The sequence below is a fragment of the Mesorhizobium ciceri WSM4083 genome (assembly GCF_000519305.1).
Taxonomy (GTDB): domain Bacteria; phylum Pseudomonadota; class Alphaproteobacteria; order Rhizobiales; family Rhizobiaceae; genus Mesorhizobium; species Mesorhizobium ciceri_B.
On record NZ_JAFG01000004.1, the window covers coordinates 729,087 to 749,297 of the forward strand.

The following is a 20,211-nucleotide window of genomic DNA, read 5'->3' on the forward strand; positions in this document are numbered from 1 at the left end:
GAGTCGAACATCCAGGCCAATGCTCAAGAAGAGAATGCCTGTGTCGAAGCCTGTCCTTCAGGCGACGTGGCACAAAAGCTATTCCTTCAAAGTCAGCGGCTCGTACCGCCGCCGATCACCATCCGTACGCCGAGACCGATGATGAGACAGCCGGCGAGCCGCTGCTGCCAAAGCCTTGCGCGAGGGTGCCGCACGACCCATGCGCCGGCCGCGCCCGATGCCAAGGCGTAGGCTCCCAGCACCAGCACACCGGTTATCTTCTGTGTTGCGCCAAGCAGCACCAGCTGCAACGTGACGGAGCCCCTGTGCGGATCGACAAACTGCGGCAGGAACGCAACCATGAACATCAAAGGCCAGGGATTGCTCAGATTGGCGATCATTCCTTCCCGGGCGGCGGCGAGCGGCCGCAGGGCCTTGAGGTCACCCGTGGGAATGGTTGCCGAGGCTGAAAGCAGCAGCCGGACACACAGCCACACAATATAGGCCGCCCCGGCCCATCGAAGCAGATCGAACGCCAGCGGTGAGGCGTGGACAAGCGAGGACAGGCCAAATGCAATCAGCGGAAGCTGCACCAGTCCGGCGCCCAGCGTCATGCCGAGTACCGTGAACAACGCCACGCCGCGCCCCCTGTCCGATGCCGCGGGCCATCACCAGCATGCTGTCGGGACCTGGCGGCACCTGCATGAGAATGACGGTTCCGACAAAAGCTGTCCACAATGAGGGATCGATGGGACATCTCCGTTCGCGTTGCCGATGACATCAAAGCGGCCAGCCGTCATCCGGGTTCCGCGGCAAATGAAAATGCCCCACCGCGGAGAGCCAGGCATGAACCGTCAGATGGAACGCGGTGCCGGTCCCGTAAGTTGAAAGCCGGAGCCGTTCCTGAACCGGTTTTGGAGGCCTGACCAGTGCACGAACCGATAACCGCCTTCCCGCTTCCGCTGGATACGTCTCCGATGGAGGCCAGGCTCGCCGATGAAATCCCCAGGGATGGAACCGGCTGGCAGTACGAGCCCAAATGGGACGGCTTTCGCTGTCTTGCTTTCAAGAGCGACGACACCGTTGACCTGCGCGCCAAATCCGGCAAGCCGCTCGGCCGCTATTTTCCAGAAATCACTGGGATCTTGCGTGACCTCAAGCGCGGGCATTTCGTCATCGACGGCGAGATTGTCATCGAGGTGGACGGTGAGCTTTCCTTCGAGGCGCTGCAGATGCGCCTTCACCCGGCACAAAGCAGAATCCGCAAACTGAGTTCGCAGACGCCTGCCAGTCTGATCCTCTTCGACATGCTTGCCAAGCCGGGCGGCGAGGTCATCACGGGCAAGCCACTTGTGGAACGGCGGCGAGCGATCGAGGACTTCGTGACCTCCTCGAACAGTCCAGACCTTCGCCTGTCGAAGTGCACTTATGATGCAGCCACGGCGGCTCGATGGCTGCACGGCGCCGGCCATGCATCGACCGACGGCATCGTGGCCAAAGTGCTCGATGAGCATTATCTGTGCGGGCAACGTGCGATGGTGAAGGTAAAGCCGAGGCGCACCGCCGATTGCGTTGTCGGCGGTTTCCGCTATCTCGCGGACAGTCGTGAGGTCGGCTCGCTGCTCCTCGGCCTCTACAATGACGACGGCAAGCTCGATCACGTCGGTTTCACGTCGACCATCGCCAGGACCGACAGAGCAGCGCTCACGCGCCGGCTGGAAGGGCTGCGGTCAGAGCCCGGATTCACTGGCAAGGCGCCCGGCGGCCCGAGCCGCTGGAGCACGGAGCGCAGCGGACAATGGGAGCCTTTGAAACCTGAACTGGTGGTGGAGGTCCGCTTCGACCACGTCACCGGCAATCGGTTTCGCCACGGCACCAAACTGCTGCGCTGGCGCCCCGACAAGGCGCCACGGCAATGCACGTTCGAGCAGATCGAATAGACCGCTCCAGGAAGATCGCTTCCAGAAACCTGTCACGATTTATTGTGACGAAGGAACCAACTCGGGATTCACCGGTTCGAACACCATCCACCGGAGCTACCCTGACATGCCAAATGCAGCAGAAATTCTCATCGATACGCTCGTCGCCTGGGACGTGGAGGTGGTGTTCGGCTTGCCGGGAGACGGCATAAACGGCGTCATGGAAGCATTGCGGACGCGGCGCGACAAGATTGCCTTCGTTCAAGTTCGGCATGAAGAGTCGGCTGCCTTCATGGCATGTGCGTATGCCAAGTGGACAGGAAAGCTGGGCGTGTGCCTTGCGACGTCCGGTCCCGGCGGAACACATCTTCTGACCGGCCTCTATGACGCCAAGCTCGACCAGGCTCCAGTGCTGGCGATTACAGGCATGCAGTTCCACGATCTGATCGAGACGTTCACGCAACAGGATGTCGAACTGACGCGCGTGTTCAACGATGTCTCCGTTTACAACGCCCATGTTGCCGATGCCGCGCATATGGAAAATGTCGCCAGCCTTGCCTGCCGAACCGCGCTGGCGCGCAAGGGCGTCGCTCATCTTTCGATTGCCAGCGACATCCAGGAGCAGGAGAGCGATCCGTCGAAGCGCTCCAAGCGCAATCGCCCGGCGCACACGCCGAAGGATATGTTCGCCGGTCACAGCGTACCGCTGGACGTTGAGCTCGACAAAGCCGCCGCCATTCTCAATGACGCTTCACGGGTTGCGATCCTGGCCGGGCGCGGCGCTATTGGCGCGGCCGCCGAACTCGAACACACGGCGCGCCTGCTGCAGGCTCCTGTCGCGAAGGCCTTGCTGGGCAAGGCGGTGCTGCCGGACGACCATCCCTACACCACCGGCGGGATCGGCATTCTTGGAACCCTGGCTTCGCAAGAGGCGATGGAGAGCTGTGACGCGGTGCTGATTGTCGGTTCGACCTTTCCCTATATCGAATACTACCCGCAGCCCGGGCAGGCCCGTGGCGTCCAGATCGACTGCGATGCGCAGCGGATCGGCTTGCGCTTTCCGGTCGAGGCCGGCCTTGTCGGCGACGCGGCCGAGACATTGCGCGCGCTGAACCAACGTCTGACGCAGAAGCCCTCCGATGAGTTCCTGCACCGTTCGCAAGAGACCATGAGAAAATGGCGCGAGATGATGCGGCAGTCGGAAGACATGCAGGCGCAACCCTTGAAGCCACAAGCGATTGCCCGGGCGTTCGGACAAAGATTGGCCGACGACACGGTACTGGCCACGGATTCCGGTCAGAACACGGAGCTGGCCGCCCGCCATGTCGATCTTCGCAGCGGCCAAGCATTTGGGGTGTCCGGATCGCTGGCGTCGATGGCTTGCGGTCTGGCCTACGCCATCGCTGCCGGCATAGCGTTTCCCGGTCGATCGATTGCCGCCATCGTCGGCGATGGCGGCTTTGCCATGCAGCTCGGCGAATTCTCGACGGCGGTGCGCTACAAGATCCCGCTGAAGGTTCTGGTGATCAAGAACAACATGCTCAATCAGATCGCCTGGGAGCAGATGATGTTTCTGGGCAACCCGCAATTCGGTTGCGAATTGCAGCCGATCGATTTTGCCATGGCGGCGGAAGCAATGGGCGCAAAGGGTTTTCGCATCGAGCGGGCCGATCAGATCGAGATGGTTCTCGACCAGGCTTTCGCCACGCAAGGCCCAGTCGTGATCGAAGCGCTGGTAGATGCCTATGAGCCGCTGATGCCGCCCAAAATGCCGGCAGACTACGCCAAGAACTTCCGCCAGGCCCTGCCGCGGACGCCGGGACACGAACGCATAGAAGAAAATATCGCCCGGGAGCCGGCGAAATCGATGATGGACGCCTAGAGGCACGGAGGTGAGAACAGCGCCTCAGTGGGCTTCAATCTGGATCTTTCCAGATGAACCGGAGTTCCGGTGCTCTTCCGGCTGACGGATGCGGATCATGAGCTTCGACGCGCTCTTTTCGACCTCGATCTGCTATGGCAACGGCGCCCCGCAAGCCGGTTGGACACTGGCGCTCCCCATCACGTTGCCGCTGCTCGCAGTCGTATCGCTCTATACAGCCGGCGCCAGCCGGCTGTGGCGGCGGAGCGGACGCGGACGTCGCTTGCGATCACGGCAGGCCTTGCTGTTTGCTGCCGGCTGGGCCGTCCTGGCGTTCGCCCTTGTAAGCCCGATCCATGCGTTAGGCGAACACGTGTTTGCGGCGCACATGATCGAGCATGAATTGCTGATGGCGGTCGCAGCGCCTCTGCTGGTTGCCTCCCGCCCGACGGCGGCGATGATGTGGGCACTGCCGGTACAGCTGCGCCAGATATTCGGAGCGGCCGGACATGCAAATGCGCTTCGGGCGATCTGGGCGTTCATCAGCCGTCCTGTGGTCGCGACCGTCCTGCACGGAGCCGCGATATGGATCTGGCATGTCCCGGCGCTGTTTGAGGCTGCCCTCCAGCAGGGTTTCCTGCACTATGCCCAGCATGCGAGCTTCCTCGGTACCGGGCTTTTGTTCTGGTGGGTGCTGCTGCCTCGCCCTGGCCGCGAGCACGCTTGCGGCAATGCGGTGATGCATCTCTTCTTCACCTCGCTCCACACCGGGCTGCTCGGGGTGTTGCTCGTCGTCTCGCCAAAGCTGTGGTATCCGGCTAACGCCGTCGGCTCGGATCTGTGGGGGCTCAACCCGCTCGAGGACCAGCAGCTTGCAGGCTTGATCATGTGGATTCCCGCCGGCCTGATCTATGGCGGAGCCGCACTGCTCCTGGTCGCTTTCTGGATTCAAACCAGCAGTCGGCGGCAACAGGCTCCCCAGGAATTGCGCATCGTCTAACCCGCACCGCTTCACGTCGGTTTTCGCCGGGCGGTGTTGCCAAGCATCCTTTTTCAGCCAGCTGCGTTATGGCCTTGGCAACGATGGTGTATCCTTCATGGCGAGGTGCATGAGTCCGTTGGCCAGCCCTCGCAGGCGGACACGACCGCGAATGTCGCTTGCCTCTACATGTCCGACGCAAATCCTGACTGGCATTGTTCCGGGAAAGGCCGCGCAACAGCGTTTGAGGTGGGTCAGCGCAGCGCCGATGTTGGTATTGGCAGGATGCGGCGAGCGGCAGTCGGCCCTCCATGCACACGGTGCGAACGCCCGGAGAATCCTTGATCTGATCTGGTCTTTCAGCGCAGTCGCGGTGGCCACGTGGCTGCTTGTCATGCTGGTCTTGGCGGCAGCGCTTTTGCGTCGCCGCCTGTCCGAGACAACGCGCTCGCCGCTCGAGATCGATTCACATCAGGAACGCCGATTTACCCGCGCCGTCGGCAGCGCCATTGGGTTGACCGTTCTGGTGCTCGTCATGCTGACGATAGCGAGTTTTTTCGCAGGCAAATCCATTGCTTCGCTGAGCGGAACGGAAACGCTTGCCGTGCGGGTCACAGGGCACCAGTGGTGGTGGGAGGTCCGGTATGCCGGTAATGATCCCTCGCAATCGATCGTCACGGCAAATGAAATCCATGTCCCGGTTGGCGAACCGGTCAAGGTCGAACTCGATTCGCTCGATGTCATTCATAGCTTCTGGGTGCCGAACCTTGCCGGTAAGCGCGATCTCATTCCGGGCCGGCCAAGCCAGCTTACCCTCATCGCCGATAAGCCCGGCATCTATCGTGGCCAGTGTGCGGAATTCTGCGGCTATCAGCACGCCCATATGGCCATCACCGTCATCGCGGAAAGCCGCGAAGCGTTCGACGCATGGCGATCCAGGCAAAACGCCGTCGCATCAGCGCCTAGCGGCGAGGAAGAACGCCGCGGCCAACAGGCATTTCTTTCCACCGGCTGTGCGCTCTGCCACACGATAAGAGGCACGCCTGCCAGCGGAACGGTCGGTCCTGATCTTACGCATCTCGCCAGCCGACATGCACTGGCCGCGGATACGCTGGCCATGACCCCTGGCGCGCTCGCCGCCTGGATTGCCGATCCACAGTCGATAAAGCCCGGCGCCAAGATGCCGCGCATTGCCCTTAGCGCCGACGATCTCAACGCGGTCGTCACCTATCTCGGAAGCCTCGAATGAGCGGCATTGCGGGAAAGCCGGCCGAGCATACCCAGGAGGGTCTGAAAGGCATCCGTGACACCGGCCTCGAAGAGGTGAGACTGCGCGCCTTTCTGGCGCATGCCTGGCGAACGCCGAAAGGTTTCTACGGCTGGCTGGTCACGGTCGATCACAAGCTGATCGGGCGGCGCTATATCGTGACGGCTTTCCTGTTTCTCATCCTGGCGGGTCTGTCGGCGCTCGCCATGCGTTTCCAGCTTGCCCAGCCTGAGGCCGGCTATATCGGTCCCGATCTCTACAACCAGCTGTTCACGATGCATGGCACGACGATGATGTTTCTGTTTGCCGTGCCGGTGATGGAGGCTTTCGCCATTTACCTGGTGCCGCTGATGATCGGCACTCGCAATGTCGCCTTTCCGCGGCTCAATGCATTCAGCTACTGGGTCTATCTTTCCGGCGGGATGATGATCTGGATCGCCTTCGCCTTCGAAACCGGTGCGGATGCCGGCTGGTTTTCCTACGTGCCGCTCGCCGGACCCGAATATGGCATCGGCAAGCGCCCCGATTTCTGGGCGCAGATGGTGACCTACACCGAAGTGTCCGCGCTCGCGGTAGCGGTCGAGATCATCGCGACAGTGTTCAAACAACGTGCTCCCGGCATGTCGCTTGACCGCATCCCGATCTATGTCTGGTCCGTCCTCGTCACGGCTTTCGTCATCCTGTTCGCCATGCCGGCCGTGATGGTCTCGAGCACAATGCTGATCCTGGACCGCCTGGTCGGCACGAAATTTTTCGATCCCGCAGCAGGTGGCGATGCACTGCTGTGGCAGCATCTGTTCTGGTTCTTCGGCCATCCCGAGGTCTATATCATCTTCATTCCGGCGACCGGCTTCGTCTCCGCGATCCTGCCGACCTTCGTTCGCCGCCCGGTGTTTGGCTATCTCGGCATCGTCCTGTCGTTGATCGCGATCGGTTTTCTTTCCTTCGGCCTGTGGGTGCACCACATGTTCGCTACCGGCCTGCCGCAGCTCGGCGAAAGCTTCTTTACCGCTTCCTCGATGATGATCGCCATTCCAAGCGGCATTCAGATCTTCTGCTGGATTGCGACGATCTGGGGCGGGCGGCCGATCTTCGCCACGCCCATGCTTTTCGTGCTCGGCTTCATCTTCACCTTTGTGATCGGCGGCCTGACCGGGGTCATGGTCGCCTCGGTGCCGCTCGACCTGCAGGTGCACGACACCTATTTCGTGGTTGCCCATTTCCATTATGTGCTGGTCGGGGGTGCCGTCTTCCCCCTGCTCGGCGCCGTTTATTACTGGTTTCCCAAGGTCACCGGACGCATGCTGTCCGAGAGGCTCGGCCGCTGGAATTTCTGGCTCGTCTTCCTCGGGTTCAATCTCACCTTCTTCCCCATGCATATTCTTGGTCTGCAAGGCATGCCGCGCCGCGTTTATACGTATCCGCCGGCGAGCGGCTGGGGCGAGATGAACCTCTTCATCAGCCTCTCTTCACTGGTGGTGTTCGCGGGCTTCGCGCTTTTCTTCCTGAACCTCCTGCTCAGCATCCGCAACGGCCGTATTGCCGGAGACAATCCCTGGGGCGCGAGCACGCTCGAATGGGCGACGACGTCGCCGCCGCCCTCCTACGATTTCTCGCGGCTGCCCGTGGTGACTCACCGCGAACCGCTGTGGGCCGAGCCCGACATGCTCCCCGTGGTCGAGGGTCTGCGTGTCGACGCCCGCGAGGTGCTCGCCGGCACGGTCGCCGATGCGGTGCCGCAAATAAGGGTGCCATCGGCTGACAACTCGATCTGGCCGTTGCTGTCGGCCATTGCGGTCGGCGGCGCATTTCTCGGTTCGATATACACGCCGTGGGCGGTGGTCTGGGGAGCGATCCCGGTTTCGATCGGCTTCATCTGTTGGTTCTGGCCGAAGGGCGAACCGGAGGACGAGGAATGAGGCACCGTCCCGTCGCCGACATCAGTCACCTGCCCACATACGATTTCGGGTCAGCGAGCCCGATGTGGTGGGGAACCCTTGCCTTCATTGCCCTCGAGGCAACCGGTTTTGCCTTGGCGATAGGCACTTACTTCTATCTGGCTGTGCTGGCCCGGCATTGGCCCATTGGGGCCCCTGCGCCAGATCTGCTGCCGGGCACGGCAGTACTGGTTATTCTGGTTGCCAGCGTCGTGCCCAACCACATGATCGAGTTTTGGGCACGTCGCCAGGACCTGGCGAAAGTTCGCCTTGGCATGGTCGTCATGTCGATCGTCGGAATTCTTCCGCTGATCGTTCGCATCTGGGAATTTCCGGCTCTGCGGATTTCCTGGGATCAGAACGCTTACGGATCGATCGTCTGGTTCCTGCTCGGGCTGCATACGACGCATCTCCTTACCGATGTCGGCGACACGATCGTCCTGGCGGTTCTCATGTTCACGCAAAAAGGCAAGGCGGGCCGCCGCTTCAGCGACGTCTCGGACAACGCCTTCTACTGGGACTTCGTCGTCGTCTCATGGGTCGTGCTCTACCTTGTTATTTATTGGGCTCCGAGGATGTGAGATGCAGGCGATCCGTACCGGCGTTTCCTGGGCAGGCCTGGTCAGCGGACCAGTTGCGTGGGCAATAACGCTGCAGCTCGATTATTCCATTGCATCCTGGCAATGCCACGCAGGCTTTCGTCCCACTGCCTTGTTCTCATTGATAGGCGCCGCTGTCGCCCTGGCAGGCGCGCTGCTGTCGTGGCACGCCGTTCATGACCGCGGACATGGTACGGTTCCGCCCCTGAAGGCGCGCACGCGCGCATTCCTTGCCAGGACTTCGGTGGGCATCGGGGCGCTGTTCGCGCTCATCTTGCTGGCGCAAATGATGGCAGGGCTGATCTTCAGCGGGTGCGAACTGTGACAATGCCAACCCTGAGATTGGCCATCCGCCGGTGCGCGCTTTGGCCTGCCATGGGCATTCCATTCCCGGCCGTCACCTCCCGGGCGGTCGCGCTCGTCCTGGTATCGTTGGTCCTTTGCACCGAGCTGCCGGCGAGCGAAATCCAGAAGGGTGAATACCTTACCCGAGCGGCCGACTGCATCGGCTGCCACACGTCCAATCCGAGCCGCCCGTTCGCTGGAGGCTATCGCGTGCCGACCCCCTTCGGCGATGTATACTCGACCAACATCACACCTGATCCCGATACGGGCATCGGACGCTATTCCGCGGACGAGTTCGTGCGAGCCGTGCAGAAAGGCATCAGGCGCGACGGAGCCGATCTCTATCCCGCCATGCCCTATGACAGCTTCGCCGCGATGAGCCGCGAGGACGTGCTTGCGATCCGGGCCTACCTTCTGGCGCAGCCGCCGATCTCCCAGCCGCGGCCGCGAAACATCCTGCCCTTTCCATTCAACCAGCGCTGGACAGTTGCGCTGTGGAAGCTCGCGAACCTGCGCACCGGCAGTTTCACGCCCGATCGGAGCCGGACCGCCGCATGGAACAGGGGAGCCTACCTTGTCGAGGCGCTCGGCCACTGCGGTGCCTGCCACACGCCAAGGAATGCGACGTTCGGCATGGATGAAGACCACAAGCTTGCCGGCGGCACCGCCGGCATCTGGCACGCCTTCAACATCACCAGCGACAAGATCGCAGGCGTCGGCGACTGGAGCAACGAAGAGCTGTCTCGATTTCTGAAAACCGGCGCCGTGCCCGGGAAGGCCTACGCGGGCGGGCCGATGGCGGAAACGGTCATGAACAGCCTGCAGCATCTTTCCGACGACGATATCCAGGCTATTGTCGCCTATCTCAGGGACGTGCCCGCTCAACCGGGAGACGAAAAGCAGCCGCGTTTCTCATGGGGTAACGCGCCCGCGGCCGACGGCGATGCTGGAACCGAAGGGATGACGCAAGGCAGCGGGACCGCAACCGGCGATGATCTCTATCGATCGCTCTGTTCGACGTGCCATGGGGCGACCGGAGGCGGATCATCAGACGGATCCTATCCGTCCTTGACCCGCAACAGCACCGCCGGCGCGGCCACGCCCGAGGATGTCGTCATGACCATCCTTGAAGGCGTCAAAGCTGGGGACGTGGCGGGGCGTCAATCGATGGCGGCTTTCGGCGGCTGGCTGGACGATGGCCAGGTGGCAGCCCTTGCAAATTACGTCACCGCTCGGTTCGGAAATCCCGACGTCAACGTCACCGCGGCCGATGTACGCCAGATGCGGGCAGGCTCGACAACAAGCCGGACAATCATGATTCTGGCGGCTCAATCACTTGCGGCGGGCGCCGCCGTGTTGATGCTTGGCCTGCTGCTTCTGCTGGCAAGACGTCTGCGCCGTGGGACCAGTTCAGCGCGCCTCATGTTCTTGCATAGAGATAGGCGGTAATGTCGCGCGCCTCTTGAGGCGACAGATTTGTATTGGGCATGGCCGTGTTCGGGTCTACGTCCCGCGCCCTGCTGATCCAGCGCATCATCGCATCCGGGGTGGCTTGCGACGCCCCGATATATCCTCTTTCGACGACGCCTTGCAGGGACGGACCGACGGTGCCATGGGCGCCGGGCACCCCCGGGATTTCGTGACATCCGCCACAGCCGTTGCGGATCATTGCCGGGACGGCCCGTTCAGGGTCGCCGCCGATGGCCTGCACGATGGTGGTTTGTCGCAGACTGTTGCTGCGAACCGATCCACTGGCAAAGGCGGCAAAACCGATGACGACAGCCGCCGATGCTCCTGCCAACCACAAGAATTGGGGCGACGCTTGCTTGGCGGCCTGCCGGTTCATCTGCGCTTACTGCTCTCAGCGCTCAATGCGCTGCCGGATTCTGCCGAAGCACTGGTCCGGCAGCGGATTGAGGAACCAGCTCATTTATTACAGTTCTGCACATTCGATGTTGTCGTGCCGGTCGCGGTGTTGTTGTCGGTATCATTGCCTGCCGCATCTTTGCAGCGGTCAGTCATGCCACCTGATTTCGTTGTCGAATTTGTCGAATTCGTAGTGCTGGGATCGGAAGGATTCACGGACGTTCCAGAGCCGGTGCCGCTGTTGCCCCCGGTATTTCCAGACGTAGCGCCGGTGCCGTTGTTCGAGCCGGTGCCAGTGGTGGAGCCGGAACCGTTCGACTGCGCCATTGCCGATGTGGCCAATGTAAGCGCGAGCACAGCGGCGGAGAGAAGTTTGACAATCATGGTGGATCTCCTGGTTGGATGTACCGCCACCAAACCAATCTTTTCCTGATATGTTCCCGGCGAAATCGTGTTCAGCAAAATTCTTGTGAAACGGGTTTCCGTACCGATACTGCAGACCGGCAGAAGTGGTTGGCCGCGCGCCGGCGGTCGACATAGGTGCGCCGCTGGCGCCGTCCGGTCGCTGGGGTAGCGCTAGCCGCATGCCCTCGCCGGAAGCATAGTTGCTCACTGGTGGCCGCTGCCGGCGGCCCCGACCAACGCCCGATCATCCCCGGATCGGAGGCAGCTCCAATCATCGCCATGAAAGTCATACTAACGGGCCGAACACGAATATAGCCAGTAGAACAAGAAAAATCACAGCGATAACTGCGATTGCCCACATGACAATTCTTCTTGTCCCCCGTTGCTCTTGCTTGCGAGAGATATTTTCTGCCACAGTACGAAATCCTTGCCGCAAAATTCAGCTAACGAGAAGGCTCAGCGCCTGCATGGTCCTGCCGGACTGTTGGGCCGCGTCCTGGAATTGGCCACAGCCGGGGCTCACATGCCTACCAACCCTGCCGCCCGTACCAATCATCGACATCGCGCCGCACACGGTCCTTTTCGATGCCGTAACGCTCCTGGATTTTGCCTTCGAGTTGATCGCGCTTGCCTGCGATGCGGTCAAGGTCGTCATCGGTGAGTTTACCCCACTGCTCCTTGACCTTGCCTTTCACCTGTTTCCAGTTTCCTTCCACGCGGTTCCAGTCCATGACACCGTTCTCCCTGTTTTGGAAAGGTCCGGAATAGGAAACGCAATCCGGTCGAGGATGTTCCTCGAAATAGCCGGCGCGCTGCCCGATGCCAAATCGGTTGACAGAAAGTCATGTCGCGCTTTGAGGACGTAGTGTTCGAACCACACTTCAGCCGAGCCATCCTCGCGCGCTCAAACCCGCCTGTTTGCTATGCGCCAAGGCTCTAAACGGTTCCGACGATGCTTTGCATTCGTACCCGACCACGTTCGAGTGCTGTCAGGTTGTTAAGTAAGGCAATCGAGCAGGCGAAAAATCAACGCTAACTCCAGCGGGGCGATAACACGCGATTGCCGCCGGTCCCCTACTCCCACTCGATTGTTTAAAGACCATATAACCCATTGAAATCACTGTCAAATATTTCCTGAAACGGGGAAAAGAACGACACTAGAACCGTCAGAAAATTACGCTATTGATTTTAAAGAGAAAATCGCAACAAAAAATATTTTGAGGTTTCACCAACTATCGAGAACAATCGGACGATTTTTGCAGCCCAACGGCGTCTGGCGGGGCGCGTATGCCGTCTCGAAAAGTGCCGTCACCGCTCAGGTTGTGTGCATTTTCGCTTCGAAATCAATGGTCATGGTGGGTCCGGAGGATGTAGCGAGAACGTTGATTTTATTGACTTTTTCTTGGGCAGAAAATCAGAGATCTTCCGCATCGTTCCGTATGGTTCCGCGGCCAATGGGCGACGTCTGGTCCGCAGGTTTAAATCTTGGATACGCAACCACCGATACCGGCATTCGCTGATCGCAGCAATGGGAGCGTTTCCGATCAAGATCCCAATCAGACCGGTGCGTACTCATTTGCCTCGAAAACATGGTGATGCACGCGGCCGGTGAACATCTTCAGCAGTTCACCGGTGACCTCCCGGCTTTTAAATCTTACGTCGGATTGAAGCGCCCGGTTGCAGGTGTCCATGTCCGGATAGCGAATGGCCAGCGCCATCGCGTAGGTGGGCGCGCCTTCGTCGCGCGCCGTACCGTCGAGAACGCGCACTTCCTCGGCGCCGGGAAACTGAGTCCAGAGCGGCACCAGCCTGTCCCTGACGAAGCGCCGGAACTCGCTCTCTTGTCCGGGATGGATTTCACCTTCGAAGAGGGCGTAGCGAATGATCATGGCGAGGCTTTCCTGATTGTGTGCTTGTGACGTCTGTCGGCTTGCGGGCGCATCGGGTGATACGCCCGCCTTGGTGCGTGCTTATTTGCCCCAGATTTTCTTGTACTGGTCGCGGTAGCCATTTTCGGGGTCGAAGGCATTCTTCGGGCCGCCGTCGAACTCGACATTGTCGGCCGTCACCACATGCAGCGGCGACAGGTAGCCCGACCATTTTTCACCGGCGATGGCGCGGTTCAGTTCGTCGACCAGTTGCCAGCCCTGCAGGTTGAGCGGTTCGGCGACCGTCACCTTCTGGAACTGGCCGGCGCGGATGCGCTGATAGGCCGATTCCGAACCGTCGCCGGCGGCGACATTGATCGGCGCGTCCGTGCCGGCCTTGCCGGCGGCGGCCAGAGAAGGTCCCATGAAGTCGAAATAGAGGTCGTTGATCGCCAGCGAGTGCGTCCAGGCATCGCCGTATTTCTGCAGCAGCGACGTGGTCAGCTGCGGCATGCGCTGCGAGGTCTCGGCGATCGGCGTGTCGACATATTCGAGCACCTTGCCGCCCAGCCGCTCGATCTCGGCCTTCATCTTGTCGGCCTTGGCGATGGCGATGGCGTAGGTCGAATCGGTGAAGATCACGACGCCGGGTTTGCCCTTGGCATCGGCGTAGGCCCAGTCGGCCGCAGCCGTGGAGACCTGCATGGCGTCGGTCGAGACATTGGCGAAGACGCCGCTCTTTTCGTCAGGTCCGATCACCGGTCCGGCATGCCAGGAAACCAGCGGGATGCCGGCGGCCTTAGCCTGTTCCAGCGCCGGCGCCTGCTCGACAGCGTCGAAACCGTTAATGACGATGCCATTCGGCTTCAACGCCATCGCCTGGCCGAAGGCGGCGGTGCGGCCACCGATCGAGCCGGCGCCGTCGATCACCTTGACCTCCCAGCCGATCGCCTTGGCTGCCTCCTCTACGCCGGTGGTGACGCCCAGAATGCCGCCGTTCTTGAGGTCACCCGCGAGCACGACGATCGTCTTGCCCGGCTGCGCCTTCGGACCGGTGGTCGGGCCGTCCCAGGCGGTTACTTTCTGCGCATATTTTTCGACCACCGCCATGGCGTCGGCCATCGCGTCTGCGCGTGCGTGGCCGGCGAACAGGACTGGAGCAGCGACGGTCATGGCCATCAAGGCGACGGATGATTTCAGAAGTGTTCTGCGTTGCATGTTGGTACCTCCCCTGGTTTTAAAAAAGTTATCTGGTCTTTCCGGAACTCGATTTCGGCGCCAGGTCACTGGCTGATCTGCCCAGCCACCGGGCTCAGGCCGGCTGGATGCGCGTTGACATAGATGGAATAGAGCGACGTCTGGGCGGTGATGTAGAGGCGGTTGCGCTTCGGACCACCGAAGCACAGATTGGAGACGATTTCGGGAACCAGGATGCGCCCGATAAGCGTCCCGTCCGGCGCGTAGACGCGAACCGCGTCGGCGCTCGAGGCCCAGATATTGCCATTGCGATCGACGCGGAACCCGTCGAAGAACCCTGCCTCGCATTCGGCCAGCGTGCCGCGCGACCGCAGCGAGCGTCCGTCCGCAGCGACGTCATAGGTCTTGATCGCACGCGGCAGGCCCTGAACATGGCTTGCGCCGGTATCCGACACGTAGAGGATGCTCTCGTCGGGCGAAAAAGCCAGCCCGTTCGGCTGCACCAGATCGGCGATGACCGCACTCACCTCGCCGGTTGCTTCATCGAGCCGGTAGACATGCGATGCGCCGATCTCCGGCCGGGCAATCATGCCTTCATAGTGGCTGTCGATGCCGTAGACCGGGTCGGTGAACCAGATCGTCCCATCGGATTTGACCACCACATCGTTCGGCGAATTGAACCGCTTGCCATTGATCGCTTCGACAAGCGGCTGCCAGCGCCCGTCATGCTCAAGCCGGGAGATACGCCGGCCGCGATGCTCGCAGGCGACGACGCGGCCTTGGCCATCGAGCGTGTGGCCGTTCTGGTTGTTGCAAGGGGTTTCGAAGACACTGACCGAACCGTCGCTTTCGTCGTAGCGTAGCAGCCTGTCGTTGGGGATGTCCGACCACAGCAAATGCTTTGCCGCGGGAACATAGACCGGCCCCTCGGCCCAGCGGCTGCCGGTCCACAGCCGTTCGAGCTTGGCATGCCCGATCGTCAGCCTTCGGAAGCGGTCGTCCAGAATTTCGTAGTCGCTCATTTCATGGATCCCGGGATGGTTCGGCTGGTCACTTCGAGGACTGCTCTGCGGTCTTGGTCCTGGCCCTGTGCGCCGCGCCGCGCTTGCGCTGGGCGTAGCCGGCAATACCGATGGCGACGAGCAGCGTCACGCCGTTGAACAGCGGTTCGACGAAGAAAGAGCCGCCGAACTGCTGGATGCCGGAAATGCCGACCGCCAGGATGACGACGCCCGTCATCGTGCCCCAGACATTGACGCGTCCAGGCTTGATGGTGGTCGAGCCGAGAAAGGCGCCGACCAGGGCCGGCAGAAGATATTCCAGCCCGACGCTGGCCTGGCCGATGCGCAGCTTGGAGGCGAGCAGGACGCCTGTCAGTGCCGTCAGGAAACCCGACGAAATGAAGGCGCCGATGACGAAGCGGCGCACCGGAATGCCGTTCAGCGCAGCAGCCTTCGGATTGGCGCCGATGGCATAGACGTAGCGGCCGATCGGCAGATATTCGAGGATGATCCACAGCGAGACGGCGATCGCCAAGACATAGAGGCCGGTGATCGGCAGGCCGAACACCATCGTGCCGTTGAGCGCATAGAAGCCGTCGGGCAACACGCCGACGACCTGCCGCCCGCCAGTGTGCCAGAGCGCCAGAGCGTAGAGCACGGTGCCGGTGCCGAGCGTGGCGATGAAGGAGTCGATGCGGGCGACTTCCACCAGCAGTCCGTTGAGGAAGCCGGTTGCAGCGCCGAGAAGCAGCACGACGATCACCGCCAGCGGCCACGGAACGCCGAACATGGTCTGCAGGCTGATGGCAAGGATGTGCCACAGCACGATGCCGTAGCCGACGGTGAGGTCGATGCGCCCGGACGCCATCGGAATCATCGCCGCCAGCGACAGCAGGGCGATGATCGCCTTGTCGGAGATGATCGAGCGCAAATTGAGCAGGGTCGGAAAGGTGTTCGGCAGCAGGATCGAAAACAACAGGATGAGCAGCGCCGTCAGGATCACCAGCCCGTAGACCGGCAGCAGCCGGACGATCTTCTGCCCCAAAGGCAAACCCGCCATTTCGCCACGGGTTGGTTCAAGTGCACTGGATTCGATCGATTGCATGGGTTCGCTCCCAGAAAGTTCAGGCGGCTTCGGAAGCCGATGCCGCAATGATCACGGCGGATGTGGTCAGGTCGTTGCCGGTGAGTTCGCGCACGATCTGTCCGCGCGAAAACACCAAGGCGCGGTGGCAGATATGGGCGATCTCCTCGAAATCGGTCGACACCACGACCACAGCGAGGCCGGCTTCAAGCGCGCGGCCGATCAGCCGGTAGATCTCGGCCTTGGCGCCGACATCGACGCCGGCGGTGGGGTCCTCGGCGATCAGCAATGTGCGGCCGGTGTGGAGCCAGCGCCCGACGACCACCTTTTGCTGGTTGCCGCCCGAAAGCGCTTCGATGGGCAGGTTCGGATCGTTGGGGCGCAGCCCGACCGAACCGCCGATCACTTGCGCCAGCGCAGCCTCCTTGTGAGGCGCCAGGAATGAGAACAGGCCGCGCTTGCCGGCACCGGGATTGAGAAAACTGTTCTCGCGGATCGACAAGGAGGCCGCGATGGATTCCTCCGTCCGGTCGCGGGCGATCAGGCCGACGCCGGCCGCCATCGCCGCGATCGGGCTCGATAGATCGGGCGTAGCGCCATTGATCGTCACCGAACCGGAAAAGGCCTGGCAGCCGAACAGCGTGCGGCCGACCAATTCCTGTCCGGCGCCGCGCAATCCGACCAGACCGAGCAGCTCTCCCTTGCGCACGTCGAACGACACCGGACCGGCGCCGGCGCAGACCAGGTCGCGAACAGCGCACACCGTCTCGCCGGCCTGCGTCTCAGCCTTGCTGAAAACCTGGCTTACCGGACGGCCGACGATCATCTCGACCAGCTCGTCCGGCTTGGTCTCGGCGACCTTCTTCTGGCCAACCAGCCTGCCGTCGCGCAGCACGGCAACGCGGTCGGCGATGCGGAAAATCTCGTCGAGGCGATGCGAGACATAGATCATGCCGACACCGCGCTGCTTGAGCGGGCGGATGGCGTCGAACAGGCGATCGACCTCGTCGGCCGGGAGACTGGCGGTCGGCTCATCGAGCACCAGAACATCGGCCTCGGTGGCCAGAGCGCGGGCGATGGCGACCAGCGATTTTTCGGTACGCGTCAGATCCTGGACGCGCGTCGTCGGATCGAAATCGCAGCCGACAAGCTTCAGCGCCTCGTGCGCCCGCTTTTCGGTGGAGTGCCAGTCGATGAGACCGGAGCGCAGCGAAAATCCCTGCGCGAGGCCGACATTTTCGCCGACCGTCATCCATTCGATCAGGCCGAGATCCTGGTGAATGAAGGCGACGGATTGGCGCTGGTTCGGCCGCGGCGGGCGATGATGATAAGGCTCGCCGCGAAACAGGATGCTGCCGCCATCGGGACGGTAGATGCCGGCAAGCGTCTTGATCAGCGTCGACTTACCGGCGCCGTTCTCGCCGAGCAGTGCCAGGATCTCGCCCTTGTGCAGATCGAGCGACACGTCGGAGAGCGCGCGGGTGCCGCCGAACTCCTTGGTAATCGACTTGAACTCGATCAATTTTTCCTCAGACACAAGCGTTCCTCCCAAGATCGCCAAATGATGTTATCGATAACATTTCCGAGCGTCAAGCGACAAAATCCAGGGCTCGCCGCTCAGCTGGTCTTGCCGTCGAGCAGGCGCATCATTTCAGCCGAATCCTTAGACCCCAGCCCGGCCGCGCAGAGCAGGCGATGGATCTCGACCACCTGCCCGGTCATCGGCATCGGCGTCTTGGTCTTCAGCGCAAAGGCCTGCAGCGAATCGAGGTCCTTCAGCATGTTGTCGATGCGTCCGGTGGCTGAAAAATCGCGAGCGGCAAACTTTGCCATGAACTCCTGCATGATGCTGGAATCGGCCCTGCCGCCCTTCAGCGCCGCCGGGATGGCCTTGGGATCGACGCCGCCGGCTTCGGCGAGTTTCACCGCCTCGGCGACGGCCTGGAACAGCACCGCGCAGAACAGCTGGTTGATCAGCTTAGTCGTCTGCCCTGCCCCGCTCGGCCCCATCAGCGTGTAGTTGGCGCAGAGATGCTGCATCACCGTGCGCGCCTGTTCGAAGTCTGCCGCCTCGCCACCCGCCATGACGGTCAGCCGGCCGGCGAGCGCACCGGGAACGCCGCCCGACAGCGGACAGTCGAGCCATTTCATGCCGGTCTCGGCAGAGAGCTTCTTCGCCATCTCAGCGGTGTCGGCCGGGTCGATCGACGACATGTCGATCAGCAGCTTTTCGGACGACGCCGCAGCCGCGACACCGCCGTCGCCAAACACCACCGAACGCACGATATCGGCATGGTTGAGGCTGAGGATGACGAAGCTGCTGGCGTGTGTCGCCTCGGCGACAGACGCGGCGGCTGCCGCACCCTTCGCGGTCAGGGCGGCAACCTTGGCCTTGTCCAGATCGAACACCGTGACGGTCTGCTTGGTCTCGATCAGGCGGGTGGCAATCGCCGATCCCATGATGCCGGCGCCGACAACGGCGACTTTTGCTGGTTGCTTCATCTCAACGCGCCTCTTTCTTTGCCTTGGCAACAGGAGCGACATTGAAGTCGCTAAGTCCCTTCAACGCCCCATCGGCGATCCTGTCGACCGGGGCGTCAATGTCCACGGTGACCACCATCGGTTCTTCGCGCGGATTCTCTAGCGCGGCGAGCTGGCTGTCGAGCAGCGCCGCCGGGAAAAAATGGCCGCGGCGCTCTGCAATCCTGGCCTGGAGCAGCGCGCGCGATCCCTCCAGGAATACAAAGACCACCGCCCCGCCTGCCGCTTGGCGAAGCCGATCGCGATAGGACTTCTTCAGCGCCGAGCAGCTCACGACGAGCCCACGGCCCTCCTCATGCGCATGGCGCAAGGCCGCGCCCAACAAGTCGAGCCAAGGCCAACGATCGTCGTCGGAAAGCGGTATGCCCGCAGACATTTTCTCGACATTGCCGCGCGGATGCAGCGTGTCACCTTCGACGAACGCAAGGCCAAGCCGCGCCGCGATCTCGACGCCAACTTTGGTCTTGCCGCAACCGCTGACGCCCATCACGACAATGAGCGCGGGTTCAAAGACAGGTCGTGATGCCGCCATCGACATAGAGCGTGTGTCCATTGACAAAAGTTGAGGCCGGTCCGGCCAGAAACACTGCCGCGCCGACCAGTTCGCCGACGTCGCCCCAGCGCCCCGCTGGCGTGCGGTTGGTCAGCCAGGCTGAAAATTCGGGATTGTCGACCAGCGCCTGGTTAAGCGGCGTCTTGAAGTAGCCCGGCGCGATGGAATTGATCTGCAAGCCATGCTTGGCCCAGTCGGCACACATACCGCGCGTCAGGTTGCGCACCGCGCCTTTCGTGGCCGTATAGGGCGCAATGTTGATCCGAGCCAACTCGCTTTGCACCGAAGCGATGTTGATGATCTTGCCGCGCCGCCGCGGGATCATGTGCCGCGCCACCGCTTGCCCGACGAAGAAGACGCTCGAGATGTTGGTGCGCAGCATCTCGTCCCATTTGTCGGCGGGAAAATCCTCGAGCGGCATGCGGAACTGCATGCCGGCATTGTTGATAAGGATGTCGACGGCGCCGATTGTCGTCTCGATTTCGGCGACACCATTCGCCACCGCCGCATGATCGGTGACGTCGAAGACCGCCACGCGAGCCTTGTATCCGCGCGCCACCAGTGCATCGGCAGCGGTCGCGACTTTTTCGGCATTGCGCCCGTTCAGCACGATTTCGGCGCCATGCTGCGCCAGCCCTTCTGCCAGTGCTAGACCGATCCCCTGCCCCGAGCCGGTGACCAGGGCCCGCATGCCAGTCAAATCGAACAGCGAACTGCTCACGCGCTCCTCCTAAGGACTGTTCCTGAAGCGGATGCGATTTCCACCACACCCCCGCCGTGCCTATTGACATGAATGTTATCGATAACATA

The 20,211-nt window shown here is 61.9% G+C and carries 20 protein-coding genes; 9 read left to right on the top strand and 11 right to left on the bottom strand.

The annotated features are described in order from the left end of the window. Positions 1–92: 92 nt before the first annotated feature. Positions 93–617, bottom strand: coding sequence for a LysE family translocator (locus tag MESCI2_RS01000000134535; RefSeq protein WP_245270272.1), 525 nt, complete (start codon positions 615–617; stop codon positions 93–95). Between the two features lie 291 nt (positions 618–908). Here MESCI2_RS01000000134535 and MESCI2_RS0109340 point away from each other — a divergent pair, with 291 nt between their 5' ends. The 8 genes from MESCI2_RS0109340 to MESCI2_RS01000000134540 all read left to right on the top strand — a co-directional run bounded on the left by MESCI2_RS0109340 (position 909) and on the right by MESCI2_RS01000000134540 (position 10,335). Next, entirely contained in the window at positions 909–1,919 is a 1,011-nt protein-coding gene (locus tag MESCI2_RS0109340) for an ATP-dependent DNA ligase (RefSeq protein ID WP_027036353.1), read from the top strand. Between the two features lie 106 nt (positions 1,920–2,025). Next, entirely contained in the window at positions 2,026–3,780 is a 1,755-nt protein-coding gene (locus MESCI2_RS0109345; RefSeq protein WP_027036354.1) for a thiamine pyrophosphate-dependent enzyme, read from the top strand. A gap of 97 nt (positions 3,781–3,877) precedes the next feature. Then, a complete protein-coding gene (locus MESCI2_RS0109350; RefSeq protein WP_027036355.1) occupies positions 3,878–4,759 on the top strand; it encodes a cytochrome c oxidase assembly protein in 882 nt (293 codons plus the stop codon). A gap of 151 nt (positions 4,760–4,910) precedes the next feature. Continuing rightward, entirely contained in the window at positions 4,911–5,987 is a 1,077-nt protein-coding gene (coxB, locus tag MESCI2_RS0109355; protein ID WP_346558001.1) for a cytochrome c oxidase subunit II, read from the top strand. Next, positions 5,984–7,924 (top strand): cytochrome c oxidase subunit I, encoded by a 1,941-nt coding sequence (gene ctaD / locus MESCI2_RS0109360; RefSeq protein ID WP_050596518.1) that lies wholly within the window; start codon positions 5,984–5,986, stop codon positions 7,922–7,924. Before coxB ends, ctaD begins: the two co-directional genes overlap by 4 nt. After that, positions 7,921–8,523, top strand: coding sequence for a cytochrome c oxidase subunit 3 (locus tag MESCI2_RS0109365; RefSeq protein ID WP_027036358.1), 603 nt, complete (start codon positions 7,921–7,923; stop codon positions 8,521–8,523). The genes ctaD and MESCI2_RS0109365 overlap by 4 nt, the downstream gene beginning before the upstream one ends. A 1-nt stretch (position 8,524) precedes the next feature. After that, complete coding sequence (locus tag MESCI2_RS0109370) at positions 8,525–8,866, top strand: hypothetical protein (RefSeq protein ID WP_027036359.1); 342 nt, start codon at positions 8,525–8,527, stop codon at positions 8,864–8,866. A 230-nt stretch (positions 8,867–9,096) separates the two neighbouring features. Continuing rightward, complete coding sequence (locus MESCI2_RS01000000134540) at positions 9,097–10,335, top strand: c-type cytochrome (protein WP_197031528.1); 1,239 nt, start codon at positions 9,097–9,099, stop codon at positions 10,333–10,335. On the opposite strand, the gene MESCI2_RS0109380 is transcribed toward MESCI2_RS01000000134540, so the two are convergent. Further along, the gene (locus MESCI2_RS0109380) at positions 10,307–10,732 is read right to left on the bottom strand and encodes a c-type cytochrome (RefSeq protein WP_050596520.1); all 426 of its coding nucleotides are present in this window, start codon (positions 10,730–10,732) and stop codon (positions 10,307–10,309) included. The two genes, MESCI2_RS01000000134540 and MESCI2_RS0109380, sit on opposite strands and share 29 nt — an antisense overlap. Here MESCI2_RS0109380 and MESCI2_RS1000000138430 point away from each other — a divergent pair. Beyond that, positions 10,709–11,185 (top strand): hypothetical protein, encoded by a 477-nt coding sequence (locus tag MESCI2_RS1000000138430; protein WP_197031529.1) that lies wholly within the window; start codon positions 10,709–10,711, stop codon positions 11,183–11,185. The genes MESCI2_RS0109380 and MESCI2_RS1000000138430 overlap by 24 nt on opposite strands. Positions 11,186–11,684: 499 nt before the next feature. Here the strand turns inward: MESCI2_RS1000000138430 and MESCI2_RS0109390 are convergent, their stop codons facing one another. From MESCI2_RS0109390 to MESCI2_RS0109430, 9 genes are all read right to left on the bottom strand, one after another. Continuing rightward, a complete protein-coding gene (locus tag MESCI2_RS0109390; protein ID WP_013533227.1) occupies positions 11,685–11,888 on the bottom strand; it encodes a CsbD family protein in 204 nt (67 codons plus the stop codon). 825 nt (positions 11,889–12,713) lie between these two features. Then, positions 12,714–13,046, bottom strand: coding sequence for a hypothetical protein (locus MESCI2_RS0109395; protein ID WP_027036362.1), 333 nt, complete (start codon positions 13,044–13,046; stop codon positions 12,714–12,716). Positions 13,047–13,127: 81 nt separating this feature from the next. Then, positions 13,128–14,243 (bottom strand): ABC transporter substrate-binding protein, encoded by a 1,116-nt coding sequence (locus MESCI2_RS0109400; protein WP_027036363.1) that lies wholly within the window; start codon positions 14,241–14,243, stop codon positions 13,128–13,130. Between the two features lie 65 nt (positions 14,244–14,308). Further along, complete coding sequence (locus MESCI2_RS0109405) at positions 14,309–15,244, bottom strand: SMP-30/gluconolactonase/LRE family protein (RefSeq protein ID WP_027036364.1); 936 nt, start codon at positions 15,242–15,244, stop codon at positions 14,309–14,311. A 28-nt stretch (positions 15,245–15,272) separates the two neighbouring features. Continuing rightward, positions 15,273–16,328: an ABC transporter permease gene (locus MESCI2_RS0109410; RefSeq protein ID WP_027036365.1), complete on the bottom strand. Its 1,056-nt coding sequence runs from the start codon at positions 16,326–16,328 to the stop codon at positions 15,273–15,275. 19 nt (positions 16,329–16,347) lie between these two features. After that, positions 16,348–17,844: a sugar ABC transporter ATP-binding protein gene (locus MESCI2_RS0109415; RefSeq protein WP_027036366.1), complete on the bottom strand. Its 1,497-nt coding sequence runs from the start codon at positions 17,842–17,844 to the stop codon at positions 16,348–16,350. An 80-nt stretch (positions 17,845–17,924) separates the two neighbouring features. After that, the gene (locus tag MESCI2_RS0109420) at positions 17,925–18,809 is read right to left on the bottom strand and encodes an NAD(P)-dependent oxidoreductase (protein ID WP_027036367.1); all 885 of its coding nucleotides are present in this window, start codon (positions 18,807–18,809) and stop codon (positions 17,925–17,927) included. 1 nt (position 18,810) lies between these two features. Further along, complete coding sequence (locus tag MESCI2_RS0109425; protein ID WP_027036368.1) at positions 18,811–19,386, bottom strand: gluconokinase; 576 nt, start codon at positions 19,384–19,386, stop codon at positions 18,811–18,813. Then, entirely contained in the window at positions 19,355–20,092 is a 738-nt protein-coding gene (locus MESCI2_RS0109430) for an SDR family oxidoreductase (protein WP_032900589.1), read from the bottom strand. The genes MESCI2_RS0109425 and MESCI2_RS0109430 overlap by 32 nt, the downstream gene beginning before the upstream one ends. Positions 20,093–20,211: the final 119 nt, after the last annotated feature.